This is a genomic window from Terrimonas ginsenosidimutans, assembly GCF_022012415.1.
Classification (GTDB): domain Bacteria; phylum Bacteroidota; class Bacteroidia; order Chitinophagales; family Chitinophagaceae; genus Terrimonas_A; species Terrimonas_A ginsenosidimutans.
Genome location: NZ_JAKLTR010000004.1, coordinates 50,841 through 69,227, shown reverse-complemented (window position 1 = coordinate 69,227; position 18,387 = coordinate 50,841). Strand labels below are relative to the sequence as shown.

Below are 18,387 nucleotides of genomic sequence, written 5' to 3'. Positions count from 1 at the left end.
TCCTTAACCTGAGTTTTACACTTTTTATTATCCTTGTGATACGCTTTATGGAAAAAGGGGTAGGTATGAGTCCCCGTTTCAATGATTTTATTTACCTTCTCTTTATAAAAGAGAACCTAACCAAACCTTATGTATTTCAAAAGATTCCTGGCAGTTTTTGCCTCGATTGCCTTTGTCGTGACGGCCTGCAACCGTAATGCCGCCGTTCTTAGTTATACCAACGCAAAAGATGAAGTTCCCCAACTTGGGAATCTGCAGTTCCGGTTCGATCAGGGAATGGTTGCCGATTCCCTGCTGAATGTTTGGGATTCTACTGATTATATCTCCTTTGAGCCGGCGATCAGGGGAAAGTATCGTTGGGAAACACCCGACCAACTGGTCTTTTCTCCGGCCGAACCGCTCAATCCGGCAACGGATTACACCGCCAGGATCAAGTCATCTGTACTACGGTTCAGCAAATACGATAAAGTAAGTGGCGGCGATGACATCAAATTTCATACACCGGCATTACAGCTGGAAAGCTCACAGGTGATCTGGATCGGGGAATCAAGCACTACTGCATCACCTCAGCTGGATCTGTTCTTTAACTACAAGATCAACCCCGCTGATCTCAAGGAGCTATTACAAATAGATGTCGACGGAAAGAAGCAGGAATTCAGTTTGCTCACCGTTTCTCCAGACTCGAAGATCTCTGTCCGGCTGAACGGAGTGAAGTCTTCCGACAATGACTACTCTTCCAAAATAACCATTGGAAAAGGCTTAAAGCCCGAAGGCGGTAAGAATTCAACGGCGGAAGCTTTGTCTTCTGCAGTAACGATCCCCTCACCGTATTCTCTTATAGTGCAGAATCTCGAAACAGAGCATGACGGGACAGATGGCTTTGTTCATGTGGTAACGAGCCAGCAGTTGAGTGAAGAGAACCTGAAATCGCATATTAAGATCGATCCGGAAGTTTCATTCAGTGTAAGCACGAATGAATCAGGGTTTACGATCCGCAGCAGCCAGTTCAGCGTGGATAAAAGCTATACCCTGATCATTTCAAAAGGTCTGCGTGGTAAGATCGGTGGTGTGTTAAAAGAAGAATACAATGGAAGTATCGCCTTTGGCGAACTGGAGCCGGGGATCACCTTTACCAACAATAAAGCCGTTTATCTTTCTAAAAAAGGCGCAAAGAATATGGAAGTCCGTATCACCAGCGTTGAGAAGGTGAAGATCGTGATCTCCAAGATCTATGAGAACAACCTGCTGATGGCGCAACGCTACGGCTATTACCCGCAGGAATCCGGCAATCCCGGCTATGATGATTACGAAGGAGAGTATGGCGGTGATAGCTATACGAGTGCGTCCCTCGGTGATGTGATCTATGAAAAAGTGATCGACACAAGATCGCTGCCCAAAAGTGGCGGCGGACGATTATTGAACTTTTCGCAGTTTGAAGATCGCTTACCGGATTTCAATGGCGTATACCACGTGGTGATCCGCTCCGAAACAGATTACTGGGTGAGAGACAGCCGCTTTATCTCTTTGTCAGATATTGGTCTGATCGCCAAACAGGGGGAGGATAAGATCGTCGTATTTGCGAATTCCATCAAAACAGCGGATCCTGTAAATGGCGTGACCATTAGTGTATACGCAGCCAATAACCAACTGATCGGTACCGGTGCAACGGACGCAGATGGCGTGGCCTCGATCGCTTACTCCAAAAAAGAGTTCAGTGGTTTCAAGCCGGCAATGATCATCGCTAAAACGGCCGACGACTTCAACTATCTGCCTTTCAATAATACCAGGGTCAATACATCAAGATTTGCAGTTGGTGGTAAACGTAACAACTCTTCCGGCCTGGACGCATTTGTCTATGCCGAAAGGGATATTTACAGACCAGGGGAGCGGGTGAATTTCTCCGTGATCATCCGTGACAGGGAATGGCATTCTCCGGGAGAAATCCCGCTGAAAATGAAGTTCCTGATGCCAAATGGAAAAGAACTCAAAACCTTCCGTAAGAACCTGAATGATGAAGGTGCTGTGGAAGGAAATGTGGATATCGCCACTTCGGCTATAACCGGCAGTTATACACTCGAAGTTTACACGTCGAATGATGTACTGCTGGCTTCCAAAAATTTCTCCATTGAAGAGTTCGTGCCGGATCGTATCCGCGTGAATGCGAAGCTGAGTGCAACGGCATTAAAACCCGGACAGTCATCACAGCTTTCTATCAATGCCATGAACTTCTTCGGTCCGCCGGCAGCTAACCGCAACTATGAAACGGAGATCCAGGTAAAACAAAAAAGCTTCTCACCGGAAAAATTCAGCAATTATAATTTCAGCCTCGCCAATCAGAATACATTCTTTGATAAGCAGGTAAAGGAAGGCAAAACGGATGCGGAAGGAAATGCTGTGGAAACCTATGAGGTACCAGATACTTACCAGCACATGGGGGCATTGCAGACGAATTTTTACACAACCGTTTTTGATGAGACCGGCAGACCAGTAAGCAGGATGGTGTCTGCAGACGTGTATACGCAGGATGTCTTCTATGGTATCAAATATGACTGGATGTATTATTTCCCGCTGAATCAAACCGCGAAGTTTGACCTCGTGTCGGTAAATAAAGAAGGAAGCGTAGTGAATTCTACCGCAAAGGTCCAGGTGATCAAGCACGAATACAGAACTGTCCTGAGCAAAAGCGGCAGCTATTTCCGTTATGAATCGCAGAAGCAGGATAAGATGATGACGGAGGTGCAGCTGAATGTAGGTAACAATACTTCGTTCAGCTATGTCCCGCGTTCTCCGGGTGACTATGAACTGCGGGTTTATATCCCCGGCGCGAACAGCTATGTGAGCCGCAGTTTCTATAGCTACGGAAGCTGGGGTGGTGATAATAACTCGTTCGAAGTGAATAATGAAGGGAATGTTGATATCACGCTTGATAAGAAATCATATGAATCAGGCGAAACAGTCAAAGCGCTTTTCAAAACGCCGTTCAGCGGAAGGATGCTGGTGACGATGGAAACAGACCACCTGATATCTCATCAGTATGTGACCGTGAATGATCGTTCTGCAAGTCTTGACCTGAAGCTCACCGGTGAACACGTGCCGAACGTATACATTACGGCAACATTGATCAAACCCCATGAAATGTCGGATATCCCGTTAACGGTAGCCCACGGATTCCAGAATGTAAGTGTGGAGGAGAAAAGCCGTGAAATCCCGGTAACGATCGATGCGCAGAAAACAGTTCGTTCAAAAACACATCAGAAGATCAAAGTCAAAGGCGCACCGGGTAGTTATGTTACGCTTTCAGCAGTCGATAACGGCGTACTGCAGGTAAGTGATTTTAAAACCCCCGATCCCTATAATTACTTCTATCAGCAAAAAGCCTTGCAGGTAAGCGCGTACGACCTGTATCCGCTGCTGTTTGCTGAAGTGCGGGCAAGATCAAGCAGCACAGGTGGTGACGGTGAGTTAAGCATGGATCGAAGGGTGAACCCGATGCCTGCGAAGCGTATCAAGGTTGTCAGCTACTGGAGCGGTATCAAAAAGACGGATGGCAGCGGTAATGCTGAATTCGAGATCGATATCCCGCAATTCAGCGGCGAGATCAGATTGATGGCTGTGTCTTACAAAGGACAGCGTTTTGGGTCAGGAGAGAATACCATGACTGTTGCTGATCCTATCGTATTAAGCACCGCATTGCCCAGATTCCTGAGCCCCGGAGATACCGTGAACGTGCCGGTTACACTGAGCAATACCACAGATAAGTCGACCAATGTGTCTGCTACTATAAAAGTAGAAGGAGGGCTCAAAGTCGTAGGCAGTGCAACAGAGTCTATTCCCGTATCCGCAAAATCAGAAGGTCGTGCGTCATTCCGGATCATTGCAGATCCTGTGATAGGGATCGGTAAAGTCAAGATCCTGGCGAATGGAGCAGGAGAGAAGTTCGAAGATGAGACGGAGATCAGCATCCGCCCTGCATCAACACTGCAGAAGCGTACCGGCAGTGGTGTCATCGCTGGCGGAAGTTCCCAGACCGTCAATGTGGGTATGAGAGACTTTATTCCCGGCAGCAGCAATTACAATTTTGTAGTAAGCCGCTCTCCGGTACTCGAACTGGGCGAACAATTGCGATACCTTGTTCAGTATCCTTACGGATGTACCGAGCAAACGGTTTCTGCTGCATTCCCGCAATTGTACTATGGAGATATGGTTGACCTGATGCAGTTGAATGCAAAAGAGAAAACCAATGCGAATTCAAATATCCTGGAAGCTATCCGGAAGATCAAGATGCGTCAGTTGTACACCGGTGCCGTAACATTGTGGGACGGTGGCGGTAAGGAAGACTGGTGGTCTACCATTTATTCCGCGCACTTCCTCCTGGAAGCGAGAAAGGCAGGGTTTGATGTAGATAACAGCCTGATCGAAACAATGCTGAACTATATCAATCACCGGTTGAAGAACAGGGAACTGATCACTTATTACTATAACCGCGATCAGCAGAAGAAGATAGCGCCGAAGGAAGTTGCCTACGGCTTGTATGTGCTGGCACTTGCAGGCAGAACGAATATCCCGGCAATGAACTATTACAAATCGAACCCTGCGGTACTGGCATTGGATAGCCGCTACCTGCTTTCTGCGGCTTACGCAGCTGCGGGGGATAAGAAATCATTCACGGCAATTCTTCCCGGTTCATTTGCAGGAGAAGAGTCGGTTACACAAACCGGCGGCAGCTATTATTCAGCTGTCCGGGATGAAGCGATCGCGCTGAACGCATTGGTAGATGTTGATCCGGGGAACAAGCAGATCCCGGTAATGGCAAAACATGTCGGTCAGCAACTGAAAAGCCGTTCCTGGTTAAGCACGCAGGAAAGAGCATTCTCTTTCCTTGCGCTGGGTAAACTGGCGCGTAGCGCAAATAGCTCGACAGTGACGGCGGAAATAAAGGTAGACGGCAAAACGGTAGCGAAAGTAGAGGGAGGCCAATGGCGGGGAGATAAAGCGGCGCTGAAAGGGACGAATGTGCAGGTCGTTACAAAAGGCACCGGCAATCTTTACTTCTTCTGGGAAGCGGAAGGGATCAGTGCAACGGGCGACTATGTGGAAGAGGATAATTTCCTGAAAGTGAGAAAGCGCTTCTTTGATCGTTTCGGAACGCCGGTCAGCGGAAATACGTTCAGGCAGAATGACCTCGTGATTATTGGCATTACCCTGGAGAAAACCTATTCGGGTAGCGTGGAGAATATCGTGATCACAGATCTGCTGCCTGCAGGGTTTGAGATCGAGAATCCAAGAACAAAAGAGATTCCGGGAATGGACTGGATCAAGGATGCGTCAACGCCAACGTCGATCGATGTGAGAGATGATAGGTTGCATTTGTTCGTGGACGCCTATAATAATAAACAGACATATTATTATGCGGTAAGAGCGGTTTCGCCTGGTCAGTACAAAATGGGGCCGGTGAGTGCAGACGCGATGTATAACGGGGAGTACCATTCTTACAATGGTGCTGGTGTGATCAGGATCGTTCAATAGACCGGCTGGCGTAGTTCTGTATCACAAAGGACGCTAAGTAAACGCAAAGAGCGGAAAGGTTTTATTCTTTGCGCTCTTTGCGTTTACTTAGCGTCCTTTGCGATACTTCTACGCCATTAATTACTTAGAATGTTGTTTTCCGGAGGGAGCAGCTACTGTCATCACCGGGATCTTCGATCCGTATGAAAGCAACTTATTCGTCATTCTGTTCCACAAGCCGGGCAAACGAAGGTCTTTGACCGGATTTACCACGATCAGATCTGCATTGATCTTTTTGGAAAACTCCAGCGTACTTTTCGCCAGGTTCTGGCCCTCAAGAAGAAAACACTGAACAGGTATTGTTGAAATGCTCTGCACAAATTCCAGTGCCATATCCACCACATTGTCTTTCTGTTCTTCTGCGTGCTTTCGCAGGGAAACGAAATATACCGTCGATTTGAAGGCTCTTCCCAGCAATGCTGCAAGCCTGATCTGTCGCATCGGCAATTCCCCGGATACAGGCAGAACGATCTTTTTATAGTGGCATACAAGGCCGCTTGAGCGAACGCCTAAAACCGGGATCTGCATTTTTTTTGCCATTCTGCTGATAGAGATCGATGAAGCGATGCGGTGGAGCAGGTTGAACTTAGACAGTCCGACTACCACAATATCCATTTCATACTGTTCAATATAATTTGAAAGCTCTTTCTGCCGGTTGCCGTTCAGTAAGCTGATCTCCAGCTTGCCTTCTCCACAGATCTGCTGGCTGTAAAGAGATTTAAGTTGTTCCAGTTTGCGAAGGATCGTTTCCTGGCTTCTTGTTGCGCTGGTTGAATTTTTTGTACTACCGTTTGTGTAAACGAGATGGACGTTACAGTTGAATGTGTTCGACAGTTCCAGTGCTTTTGCAATCGCCCACTTATTTCTTGCGGTGAAATCAACCGGTACAAGGATGTTATACAATTTGTTTGGCATAGGCGCTAGTTTTTAGTTGTGATACAAGACGGTTTCAAAATTGCTTTATCAGGCCATTTCCAGCAAAGGCTGGAAATCTCTTTCCCGGATATTCTTATCTGCGATCTTTTCCAGCATCTCATCGGTTGTGCAGAAGGCCACGCCTTTTCCTGCATAAGTAATAATACACCGATCATCTTTACTGTCACCCACTGCGATGCAGTTTTTCATCTTTACATTATACTTCTCGCAAACATGCTGCATTACGTTCGTTTTGCAGAATGAATGCCCGCAAATGCTTTCCGGTGAACCAAAGAAATAAGAGGGAAGGCTCACTTCTCCTGTAGCTTTTCCTTCAAAGAACTCCAACTGGTGTGCCATAGAGAAATCAGCGCCGATCTGTTGTTTCACATAATTAGTGATCAATGTGTAGCTGTGGCTGATGATCCCAACCAGGTATCCACGTTGTTTATAATACAAAACCATCTCCTTGATGTTGTCAGCCATTTGCATACTGCTGATCACATGGAGCAATTCATCCATGGTCCGGTTTTTTAACAACAGACCGATCCTTTTTGTAAGAATGATCGAATCTTTTTCATTAGCTCTCAGGTCGTCTAACTTTTGTCTGAAGCCAAATGCGTCTGCACATTCGTTGATGAATCTTTTTGTTAATATGGTGTCATCCATATCAAGGATCAGCATTTTATGATACGTAGAAAGATTCTCTCTTATGGAATTATTCATTTCCCGTTGGATGGCTTCAAGGGAGTTTACGCTTTCCAGGGACAATTCATTGTTGTGCTGACGTTGCGCTTTGCTAAGTATTGCGCGTGATACTTCGCGGCTCATTTTACCAAGGGCTTCCCATGGCTTGCTTTTATTTTCGATGTAGCCGATATTTACTTCTTCCACACGGGCTTTCATCAGGTACATATCTACCAGTATACCGATATCAACGCCATAGTCGTTGAAAAATTCGATCTTCTGGAAAAAGCTTTTCTTACCTGCGATCATTCCGCTAAGAGGCTGGGAGAAATGAGCAAGCCCGGGAAACAAAATAGTCAGTAAAGGCTTTGCTACAAGTTCGGTTACGCGGCCGGCATTGCGCGCAAAAGCGCCTTTTACAAAATCTGCACGCTCTTCCAGCAAAGGAGTAGCGAGTTTGCTGATTGAATGATCGGGGTATGGGTCAATGTCTGCGTCGAGGAAAATGACATAGTCGTTGGTAGAAGCGTCAATTCCTTCTTTCATGGAAATTCCTTTTCCGCGCGTTGCGCTGATCAGCACTTTTGCGCCTGCTTCGCGCGCTACATGAACCGTGTTATCTTCCGATGTGTCATCAACAACTATTACTTCTGAAACGAGCTTATCTGTAAAACAAAACCTGACCACCTGAGCAATAGTTTTTTCTTCATTCAGTGCGGGAATAATCACTGTGAGCATGTGTTTCTCCTCTTGGTTTAGATTAATAATGGCGCCCGTATGCTGTATGCCTGTGGCATATTCTACACATGCCTTTGTTGTCAAACATCGGGCCTGAAATCGGCCCCCGCCGGCCCTTTCCGAAAGGACGAAAGGCGGATATTTGAAAGGTAGTATTTATATGTTGGTTTCGAAGAGCAAGAGCATTAGAAATGCTTTAATAACTACTGTAAATGTGTTAACCTCAATGTATTTTCCTGCAAATAAGTGGCTTAGCCGATAATATTTTATAGTTAACAAACACATCAGGTAAATGATAAAACATCACACCGGAAAACTCATTTTGTTCAGATAAATTGTTGGAAGATCGCCTGGTGTTTTTATCATAAAAATGTAGCAATAAATCAACACCGAAGCCGCACTAATCCGTAAGGAGAAACAATTAGGGACTGTTTAAATGATATGACAAGAAACTTGAAAGACGTATGCGATTTATGTGCGTAAAAGCGCACTATCATTCTGAAAACTGTGAAGAGAATGAAGCAAGCAAAAGACAATAGCATCGCAGTAAGTTAACGTCTCACTATGGATATGCGATCCATGGATGATCTTAATTTGATCGCTTGAGTATTTTATCTTCTTATAAAAAATAGCAATGCGGATAGTTATTAATGTTTGGTTGCTGAAAGGGCTCATAGACATTGTAATGGTACCTCTGCTGTAATGATCTTCTCATTCCCTGGCCGATTGCATTATTCAACCTGAGTGATGGTCTCATCTTACAAGAAATAATAGAGAAAAGTTGAGCAGGATAAAATCTTATTATGACTGATCTCTTCCAGGTTCCGCTTCCTGCCTTGGCAGTAAATAAACGGGTAACAATAAAGGCAATTTTTATATCCGGGCTTCAGCCTTGTCAGCTGAATGTTGTGTTTATCTGTTAGAAATTATGCGTATTGCTATAAATAAAAAAGTCCTGCATTACTGCAGGACTTTCACTTGTATGGAATAAAGTAAGATTAATAATCGTTGCCGTATCCACCGCGGTCGCGATATCCACCGCCGCCGCCTTTGTTATAACCGCCGCCGCCACCGGAGCCGCCTTTTTTGAAGCCGCCACCGCCGCCGCCGCCGCCAAAGCTTCTTTTCTTGAAGCCGCCGCCGCCGCCGCTACCACCGCCTTCAGGCTTAGGACGACTTTCGTTAACAACGATGTTGCGGCCGTCTACTTCAGTGCCGTTGAGGGCATTGATAGCAGCTTGAGCCTGGTCATCGTTTGGCATTTCAACAAATCCAAAACCTTTGCTACGGTTAGTAAATTTGTCGAGAACGATTTTGGCAGTACCAACTTCACCATGTGAAGCGAAAAGGTTCAACAGATCCTGGTCTTTCAGGTTCCAACTGAGGTTTCCAACGTAAATGTTCATTTTGAGAAATTTTTAAAAAAACTAAAAGTGTCAACAGCTGACAGTAACCAATGAACATTTGCTGTTTTTTTCGAAACGTTCAGGACTTGTGAAACTGTAAAGAACACCAAATCACTACGAATGTAGAGATTTTTTTTTGACATATAGGAAAATATTTGGCTGTAGTCCTTGCGGGTAGCGGGTTTTGGGGTTAAAAAGCTGATTTTTAGCCCGGGAAACAAAAAAGCCCCTCTTTTGGGAGGAGCTTTTTGGGGTATTTTCGAAGAAATTACTCAGCAACTACTTCAAATTCAACCTCGGTAGAGTGACCACTTCCGAAGTCGATATTTGCTTTGTAGCTACCCAATTCTTTCACTTCATCAGCGATGCTGATCTTGCGGCGGTCGATCTCGTAACCACGTTGTTCGCGGATCGCACGGCTGATCTGAAGAGACGTAACGCTACCGAAGATCTTACCGCTTGTACCTGTTTTAGCACCGAGTTTCAACGGAGCTTCTTTCAGTTTAGCGATAACGCTGTTGATTTCAGCCAGCATTTTCTCTTCTTTCTTGCGCACTTGCTTCAGTCTTTCCTGAAGTTGCTTTGCATTGCTTGGATTGTTTTCCACAGCAAGCTTACGGGGAAGTAAAAAGTTACGAGCATAACCGCTTTTCACACTTACTACTTCGTTAGCAGCGCCCAGGTTGTCAACATCCTGAATTAAGATGATTTCCATTTCTTTTTGTTTTTTATCTCAGTGAATTAAAAGGCTTCACTTTCACCTGAACCAGTGAGACAAGCCAGGGCTCGTCCGGACCTGATCCGGGATTAGAGATATTTAGCCTATTTTAAAAGATCTGTTACGTACGGTAACAATGCCATCTGACGAGCTTTTTTAACCGCGTCAGAAACTTTGCGCTGATACTTCAGGCTGTTTCCACTCAAACGGCGAGGGAGTAATTTACCCTGCTCATTCAGAAATTTTTTGAGGAACTCTACATCTTTGTAATCGATGTAACGGATACCGTATTTTTTAAAACGACAAAACTTCTTAACACGTTTGTCAGTCTTAATAGCGGTCAGATATTTAATTTCGTTCTTTGCCATGATGATTAAGCCTCCACTGCTTTTTCAGTTCCAGTTTTAACACCACTTCTTTTCTTAGCATTGTACTCGACGGCGTATTTATCGAGTTTAGTGCAAAGCTGACGCAGAACGCTTTCGTCGCGCAGCATTTGGATTTTCAACTTCTCGTTGAATTCAGCAGGAGCGCTGTACTCAAGTACCCAATACAAACCAGTTGTTTTTTTCTGGATCGGGTAGGCAAGTGATTTCAAACCCCAGGGGTTTTCTGCTACAACAGAGCCACCGTTTTCGGTAACCAGGGCAGTATACTTTTTCTGTGCTGCCTTGAACTCGTCATCGCTTAAAACCGGGGTAAAAATCACCATCAATTCGTAATTGTTCATTTTACCTCTTTTTGTCATCCCGGACATCGATCCGGGATCTGTTAAAAATTCGATTTAACCATTGGATCCCTTTTGCTACCGGCAAACGGGAAATCTGCGAATACAGATTTGGGGCTGCAAAAGTAGGGAAAAATCTGGTAGGGGCCAAGTCCGGGCCGGAAGGAAGTCAAAAGTAAAAATTAAAAAGTAAAAAAACGCTCAGTAACGTTGAGCCCAATAAAAAAACCTCATCCGCCGGGGATCAGCGGATGAGGTTTAAGGTTTTGATATTAAATTAGTTATCTTAATTTCAATAGCAACAGGATCTCCTTGTCTCTACCCTGGCTGAACTCGACCAGGTAAAGTCCGAGTTTATAATCCTGCCCGATCCTGAATGATTGCCCGGTTTGCAGATTCTGTTTCTGTTCTACCAGACGCCCGAGGACATTGTACACTTTCATGTTGACAGTTTCCATCGGGTTGCCTCCTTTGATCGTGATCAGGAATGTACTCACCGTTGGATTAGGACTTGCAGCAACATTAAGCGGCGGATATTGTTGAACCGGTCCGCAGCCTCCTAACTTATCCCCGTGAGCCAAATGCGCAGAAACCGCATTCTGATCAACTTCCAGTGTGCTGTTAATATTTCCTGGTTTGTGACAGATGATCACTTTGTCCAGCTTTTTACCCCCACGAACATCTTTGAAGGTGATCGGTTTGGCAGCTGTCGCCTGGCAGCCATTTGCATCAGTTACCGTAACTGTATAGGTCGTATTCGCAGCAGGGCTGACCGTGATGCTTGAAGCGGTTGCTCCGTTTGACCAGTTATAGGAATATCCTGTACCGGTCGTGGCTGCCGTTAATGTAATGGTTGAAGCAGGTGCATATCCTTTATAAACGGTATTTGCATCAGTGCCGGAAGGCAATGCAAAGGCATCGGGAATGATCACTTCGGGAGCTTCATTGACGGTTACTGTCGACTGGCAGGTGCTTGTATTGCCTTGCGCATCCTTTACGGTCCAGTTGATGGAGCTTACACCTTCATTGAATGAACCGCTGGCATTTGATCCGGTGCCGCTGCGTTCAGTTGCCCCGGTGATCGTATAGGAAACAATCACCGCACCGCAATCATCCGCTGCTTCAATGGCTGGTATGGTATAGTTCCCATCCGCCTTTGCACAGAATGGCGCTGGGTGAGGGCAGGTCGTGATCACGGGTGCCGTGGTGTTCGTAAAGCGGTAACGGGTAAATACTGGATAATGGTCACTGGTCGTAGAACCGTAGTTGCTTACAAGACCTGTTACATCGTTCAGGATACTCGCCGTTGAATCCATGTAATAGCCGGCCATTTCGTTTGATACGATCACATGATCGATGATGTCATTGTAGCTAACGGTTGACTTTTTACCTGCCAGGCTTAATGGCAGCGTCAGCGGACTGAAGTTTGCCTGGTCTGCAACAAACGTGTTCCATGATGTTGTCGTGAAACCGGCAGTGATCGATTGATCCAGATCGTCATTAAAGTCGCCAAGTATGATCACATTATCATTTGGAAATTGCTGGTTCAGCAGATAGTATAACGAGTCAGCGCCACGTTTTCTTCTGTCATAGGATGTGGCCGTCGGAGACGTATTGGCTTTTGCGTGCACCAGAATGAACTTCACGTTTTTGGTGACGCAGTTCAGGGTAACATCCGCACTCATCATGAATGGGAATCTTCCGCTAGCCCAGTAATTATAAGCAGGATTGCTGATATCTGAAGATGCATTGATACCCTGTGTAAGCAACGGAGTCGTTGTTACATTGCTCAATACATCTGTTTTGTAAATGAATGCAAGTTTCTGTGCGGTGCCCAGTGAAGAAGGAGGGTTGACACTTGTGTTTGTATGTGATCCGTAATTACTGATCACATAAGTATAACCCGGCATCTGGCTCACAAGACCTGCCAGTCTTTCTTCGTTGACGATCTCTGTCAAGGCATAAACATCCGCACCGATATTTTCGAGGATCGTTTTTACATTCTGTTGTTGCAGATCATCATTGGCTGGTGCTTCAAGAGGACTACCGAACCATTCGATATTCCAGTTCACTACTTCCAGTGTTGTCAGCGGATCGATACTTGTGCCGGCAAGTGTTACAGCAGCCGTCGTATCCTGCATGCTGAAACTGATGCTGCCGGTAAAGTTCTGTCCCTGTTGATTTGGCGCAAATCTTACATGCACCGTTTTTTCGATATTGTTAGCTTCTTCCTGCGTATACACAAGTGAAGGGCTGAACGAATTTCCGTCTTTTGACAAGAGGAAGTTACCCGCCACGGATAATGAAACGCCGGAAGTAAGGTCATTCCCAACGAAGGAGAAGTTCTTATCAGCAGTAGCTCCATTGGCAACATAGTTGAACCGGAGATCAGTGGTGCTGATGGTCAGGCTCGGTGGAGGCGGAACGGGGGAATCAGCAATGCTGACGTCATCCACCGTCCAACGGGCGCCATCGTCTTCCGAAGAGGTATAAACAAATGCAAATCGGACATTGGCCGCTTTGAATGAAGACAGGTTGATATTGGATGACAATGCCCACACATTCGACGTCTGCGAAGGGAATTTGCCATTAATGGTTGTCCATGTTGCCAATGCGGGATCACCTCCCGTATAGTTGGTAGACACTCTCAATTCCAATGGTGGTCCGTTGAAAGCTGTTCTGCTCCAGAAGCTCAGCAATGGATAGGTTGTATTCTGAAGATTAAAGGCCGGTGAGATTAGCCAGTCTGTATTCGGCACGTTAGTGCCTCCTGCAAAACCATTTATCTGCACGGCATTCGGGAATGCAGCTGTGCCGGCCGGTGCGTTAGGATCACGGCCGAATGCAGTGCAGGCCCATGTTATATCGCCTGTGCTGCTGTACTGTGTGAAACCATCTGTGAGCGCTGTTGTGCAGCTATTGAAGTTTGCCGTGAAGAACGTAATACCCGTTGTGAATGTCCAGTCTGCGGGTGCTACACCTGCAAAATCATTGCCTGCAAGATCTTTTACCGCGCCGGAGTTGATCTCAACAGAATAAGCAGTGTTCGGCGAGAGGGCAGATAATGATATTGATAAAGCGTTGCCTGAAACGATAACGGTATTATCCGTGATACTGATCGTCTGGAAAACACTATTATCGGACACTTTGCGGATAACGATGTTGCCTGTCGCTTTCTGGACGGGTTCATCGAACACGACCGATAATGCTGTATTAGTGGAAACTTCCGTTGCGCTTACCGCCGGGAATCTGCCGGTGATCACAGGGGCCACAAGATCCTGCGGATTGGCTTCTATGCTGAAACTGTCTACTGCGAGACCATGATCTGCTCCGCTATGATCGATATCTTCCCAACGGACAAAGAGCTCATTGCCTGCCGGAATGTTCAATCCGTGAATAGTATATATAACTACGCCGGAATTCGCCGGAAGATTCCCGTCCAGCGCGGCAGCAGTGGTTCCTGTAACAGGACTATTGAAGTTCAGGTCTGTTACGCCAGTCCAGCTTCCCTCTGTTAAAGAGGAAATGGCCGTTCCGGTCTGATAGGCAAAGTTGACTGTCTGAACAGCTGCCACTCCTCCGTTTCTCCATTGTTCTCCTTTATATGCGATCTTCAATGAAGTGATGGCGCCACCGGTATTATTGACGAATCTTGCCCCATAAAGAACGGTTCCGGTACTTCCCGAGCCAATACTTCCGATCGCACGGTCAGTGGAACCTGTCGTTCCAAAACTATACAAGGCTCCGGCGTTGCTGCTTCCGTTTCCGGTGTTATAAACAACACGGCTGGCATACCATCCCGGAATGGTTGTATTATCTGCCCATGTGATTGCCGTGCCGGTAGTTGCCAGCGAGTTAAAATCCTGGGAATATGAGGTGGTCAGTGGAATAGCCGCGGCGATATCATTGTCAGTAAGTGTAATGCTTGCTGTTGGCGTTCCGATGATATAACCATTGCTGGCGGTGTTCAGCGTAACAGAAATTGTTTTGGAAGGTTCCGGGATCGCATCATCCACTACATTGATCTGGATCGTTCCTGTTGTTTCGCCTTGTGCGATCAACAGTGTGCCATTCTGCGGATCGGTATAGTCTGTGCCGGAAACCGCATTGCCCGCAAGTGTATATCCAATGCTTACCCCACCTGCGGGAGCGGGACTTGAAAGCGTTACAACAAAACTTCCATTTGTAGAAGGTTCAGCTGCATTTATTCCTGCGGAAACGGATGCTGTAGGAGCCGGGTTGGCTTCTGTAGTAAAACTTCCTGTCAGCGGAGAGTTCGTGTTATAACAATTACCTGTGCTGCTGAGGGCGAAGATGAACACATAATAGGTTGTCGATGCAGTAAGTCCGTTGATAGTAAAGGAAGTTGCATCCGGGAATGCGGCTACCGTGCCATTGCCGATATTATCTCCTGTATTGTATGCATTGCCGGATATGGGCTGCTGCGATAATGTTGAAGACGTGCTGAACACAATGAGATAGTTATCTGCGGCAATTGTTCCCGCTGCGGCTGCAGTGAATGACCCGCTTACTGACGTAACAGCAGGTGTAAAAGAAAGAGCCGTAGGCTGATTGGTGGGTGCGGTGCAGCCAACGCAAGAGTTAGCAGGCGAACTGGTGTTGCGCGGGTTCGGAACGCCGGTTACAAAATCAGTGGCGTTATTGTTATTGTCGGTACAACCATTACTGATACGCTGTACCGCATTTGTATTTGAAGGAGCGGGTGTTGCTCCGGAACCTTCAAAACAGTTGGCGGTTCCGTAGCCGACAAGATCGATCAGCCCTGCAGGACATGCGCCGCTTATGGGGGTCGTACTGCTGACTACGGCGACTTTGCCGGCAGTGGCAGACATAGCGATCGAACCCGTTGCATCCGGTGTGGGCAGGCCTGTTGTGCCACCTGCACCGGACGCTTGCTGTACAAGGTAATAACGACCGGGAGCAATTGATCCTGACAGGGGTGTTACCGCCCATGCGGTACCGGCCGCACTGGCATACTGTACAGACCAGCCGGCGAGGCTGATCGTGGCATTGGTGGGATTAAATAACTCGATGAAATCATTCTGATAAACGGAGCCGCCATTGCCTCCGCCTCCATACACCTGGCTGATCACAACCTGTGAATGGCCCTGGAATGCCATTAACATAGCGAGGCAGCTGCCCAGCAATCGTAGGTAGATTTTTCTCATAATAGATTGTTTGTTGGATAAGGAACATGTTATGTTTAACAGATAATAAATAACAAAAACTCCAATAGCGGACTGCTTTGGATGGATGGTACGGAGTAAAGAGTGGATTTTGTGATGGCTTGAACTACAGGTCAGAGAGTTCTTCGAGGATTGGGTAACTAAGCTAAGTAATAAACGAATAGGAAGAAGGGTGCTGGTATGAAATAATTCTTACCACTTTGCGCGTGACACACCCTGGTAACCGGGCGTTTTTGAAAGTGACTGGCAAACGGTCCGGATCGATTCATTATGAAGCTTCTCTAACCGTTTTCGTGTTTCACTGGTTATAGATGAACCGGGGCGGTAAGGCTGGCAGGGGGGGATGTTTTTGGGTACGATAAGCCTGTATATGGATCCTGTATTTTAGTTTTTGCCGGTTTCTGCTATTGCTTTGGAACCTCTGTTCATTTCCCACGCCCGGGGAGAAACAGAGGAGGTTTCGGGAAGGCAATGAGGAGGCAATGAGGAGGATCCGGGGAGAAACAGACGGTCGCCCAGGCTTTTGGAGCAGGTCGCCCCGGGTTTTCGGGGAGCCCGTCCCATTTTTCCATTAGTCGAAGTTGATGAAATATGGCTTCATTGAAGTTAAACAGCTGCCCGCACATCAATCACACGCAGTTGCAAAGTGGTTTGTCCGTTCCATTCGTTCTCGTCAAGTTTGAATACAACATCAACCGGTTTTTTATTTTCCAGTAATGGCATTTTTCCGGCCATATTAAAACCGATGCCGGAAAAGATACAGCCATCCTGCTGAAGGGAGAATTTCAGATGAAGGTCTTTGACAACTTTTGAGAACCCTGTGTCATTCACGCTGCGCGCGATAAAGACAGGCCGGAGGTTTTCTGGCCCGAACGGTTCCATCTGTGATATAATGCTGAAAAAATTGGGAGTAATGTCTTTGAAATTTATTTCCGTGTCGATGATCAGTTCGGGGATGAGTAATTCGGGATCGATCGTTGCGGCAACTACTTCTTCAAATTTTTTCCTGAATAGTTCAACCTGGTGAATTTCGAGGGTCATGCCTGCGGCGGCGAAATGTCCGCCATATCCGATCAGGTGTTCCCTGCAGGCGTGAATGGCTTCGTAAAGATTGAAACCGGGCACGCTGCGTGCGCTGCCTGCGACGTATTCCCCCGACTGTGTTAATACAATGGTGGGGCGGTAATAGCTTTCGATCAGTCTTGATGCAACGATCCCTACCACGCCTTTATGCCAGTGTGATTGGTAAACAACGGTGGATTTGTGAGAGGCCCACTCTGCGTTTTCATTGATCAGTGCAAGTGCTTCCTGGGTCGTATTGCTATCGGCTTCTTTCCGGTCGGAATTGTCACTATGCAGCATTTCGGCAAACTTCATTGCTTCGTCATATTCTTCTGTAACGAAAAGTTGCACTGCCTTTTTTGCATCATCCATTCGTCCTGCGGCATTTACTCTCGGCGCGATCATAAAAACGAGACCATCGATGTGAAGGGGAAGGCGAAGATTGCTTAGCTGGCACAAAGCCTTAATGCCGTTGTTGGGCTTTTCGTTGGCTTTTTTCAAACCGTGAAAAGCCATCAGCCTGTTTTCCCCGGTCATCGGAACAATGTCTGCAGCGATAGCCGTTGCAAGGAGGTCGAGATATTCAAATGTCCAGGAACCAGGGAGGTTAAGTTTCTCGGCGAGGGCAGTGATCAGTTTAAATCCCACGCCACAACCGCAGAGGTCCTTATATGGGTAGTTACAATCTTTTTGTTTCGGATTCAGGATCGCCACGGCAGGTGGTAATTCATCGTCGGGAAGATGATGGTCGCATACCACAAAGTCGATCGAAAGTTCTGCTGCATACCTGATCAGGTCAATGGACTTTATCCCGCAGTCAAGCGAAATGATCAGCGAAAAGCCGTTTTCCTTAGCGAAATCTATTCCGGCTTTGCTTACTCCATATCCTTCCCTGTAGCGGTGAGGGATATAAAAATCAAGGGCGGAATGTATTTTCTTCAGAAAGGAATAAGTGGTGGCAACGGCAGTAGTTCCATCTACATCATAATCGCCGAATACCAGTATTTTTTCTTCGTTGGCGATAGCCTGTATGATGCGGTCAACTGCTTTGTCCATGTCCTTCATCAGCCATGGATCGTGTAGATGATTAATGTCCGGGCGGAAAAATTCCCTTGCGGTATCAAAAGTTCTGATCCCGCGTTGTACAAGCAACCGGCAAAGAATGGGATGTATCTTTAATGCCTGGCGCAATTCATCTTCAGCAACAGGCTCTGCCTTTTTTATCGTCCATCGTTTCTGCATCGTCATCGTCGGATAGTAAAGTTTTTAAGTCCGGTCGTTCAAAAGTTTTGAAGTAGTAAAGCCTGCCTGAAAAAGTTGGTTGCAGGACAAAACGCTTAAAAATATCAACAGATAACTTTT

General features: G+C 46.5%; 9 protein-coding genes. 1 reads left to right on the top strand and 8 read right to left on the bottom strand.

Translation table 11 applies throughout. From position 1 onward, the window contains the following. The first annotated feature begins 129 nt into the window (after positions 1–129). Complete coding sequence (locus LZZ85_RS07950; RefSeq protein WP_237870416.1) at positions 130–5,526, top strand: alpha-2-macroglobulin family protein; 5,397 nt, start codon at positions 130–132, stop codon at positions 5,524–5,526. Positions 5,527–5,646: 120 nt separating this feature from the next. Here the strand turns inward: LZZ85_RS07950 and LZZ85_RS07945 are convergent, their stop codons facing one another. The 8 genes from LZZ85_RS07945 to recJ form a co-directional block, all read right to left on the bottom strand. Beyond that, complete coding sequence (locus LZZ85_RS07945) at positions 5,647–6,480, bottom strand: universal stress protein (RefSeq protein ID WP_237870414.1); 834 nt, start codon at positions 6,478–6,480, stop codon at positions 5,647–5,649. Positions 6,481–6,528: 48 nt separating this feature from the next. Continuing rightward, complete coding sequence (locus tag LZZ85_RS07940) at positions 6,529–7,905, bottom strand: glycosyltransferase (protein WP_237870412.1); 1,377 nt, start codon at positions 7,903–7,905, stop codon at positions 6,529–6,531. Positions 7,906–8,903: 998 nt separating this feature from the next. Beyond that, complete coding sequence (gene rbp / locus LZZ85_RS07935) at positions 8,904–9,311, bottom strand: RNA-binding regulator (protein ID WP_237870410.1); 408 nt, start codon at positions 9,309–9,311, stop codon at positions 8,904–8,906. 268 nt (positions 9,312–9,579) lie between these two features. After that, positions 9,580–10,026: a 50S ribosomal protein L9 gene (gene rplI / locus LZZ85_RS07930; protein WP_237870408.1), complete on the bottom strand. Its 447-nt coding sequence runs from the start codon at positions 10,024–10,026 to the stop codon at positions 9,580–9,582. A 107-nt stretch (positions 10,027–10,133) separates the two neighbouring features. Further along, positions 10,134–10,397, bottom strand: coding sequence for a 30S ribosomal protein S18 (gene rpsR, locus LZZ85_RS07925; RefSeq protein ID WP_237870406.1), 264 nt, complete (start codon positions 10,395–10,397; stop codon positions 10,134–10,136). A gap of 5 nt (positions 10,398–10,402) precedes the next feature. After that, positions 10,403–10,759 (bottom strand): 30S ribosomal protein S6, encoded by a 357-nt coding sequence (gene rpsF, locus LZZ85_RS07920; protein WP_237870404.1) that lies wholly within the window; start codon positions 10,757–10,759, stop codon positions 10,403–10,405. 278 nt (positions 10,760–11,037) lie between these two features. Beyond that, entirely contained in the window at positions 11,038–15,945 is a 4,908-nt protein-coding gene (locus LZZ85_RS07915) for an Ig-like domain-containing protein (RefSeq protein WP_237870402.1), read from the bottom strand. A gap of 624 nt (positions 15,946–16,569) precedes the next feature. Continuing rightward, complete coding sequence (gene recJ, locus LZZ85_RS07910) at positions 16,570–18,273, bottom strand: single-stranded-DNA-specific exonuclease RecJ (RefSeq protein WP_237870400.1); 1,704 nt, start codon at positions 18,271–18,273, stop codon at positions 16,570–16,572. Positions 18,274–18,387 lie beyond the last annotated feature (114 nt).

What these genes read in the sequence shown, in the direction of transcription:
- LZZ85_RS07950 (WP_237870416.1), top strand. Translation starts at nt 130, where the DNA reads ATGTATTTCAAAAGATTCCTGGCAGTTTTTGCCTCGATTGCCTTTGTC.
- rbp (WP_237870410.1), bottom strand. Translation starts at nt 9,311, where the DNA reads ATGAACATTTACGTTGGAAACCTCAGTTGGAACCTGAAAGACCAGGAT.
- LZZ85_RS07940 (WP_237870412.1), bottom strand. Translation starts at nt 7,905, where the DNA reads ATGCTCACAGTGATTATTCCCGCACTGAATGAAGAAAAAACTATTGCT.
- rpsR (WP_237870406.1), bottom strand. Translation starts at nt 10,397, where the DNA reads ATGGCAAAGAACGAAATTAAATATCTGACCGCTATTAAGACTGACAAA.
- rplI (WP_237870408.1), bottom strand. Translation starts at nt 10,026, where the DNA reads ATGGAAATCATCTTAATTCAGGATGTTGACAACCTGGGCGCTGCTAAC.
- recJ (WP_237870400.1), bottom strand. Translation starts at nt 18,273, where the DNA reads ATGACGATGCAGAAACGATGGACGATAAAAAAGGCAGAGCCTGTTGCT.
- LZZ85_RS07945 (WP_237870414.1), bottom strand. Translation starts at nt 6,480, where the DNA reads ATGCCAAACAAATTGTATAACATCCTTGTACCGGTTGATTTCACCGCA.
- LZZ85_RS07915 (WP_237870402.1), bottom strand. Translation starts at nt 15,945, where the DNA reads ATGAGAAAAATCTACCTACGATTGCTGGGCAGCTGCCTCGCTATGTTA.
- rpsF (WP_237870404.1), bottom strand. Translation starts at nt 10,759, where the DNA reads ATGAACAATTACGAATTGATGGTGATTTTTACCCCGGTTTTAAGCGAT.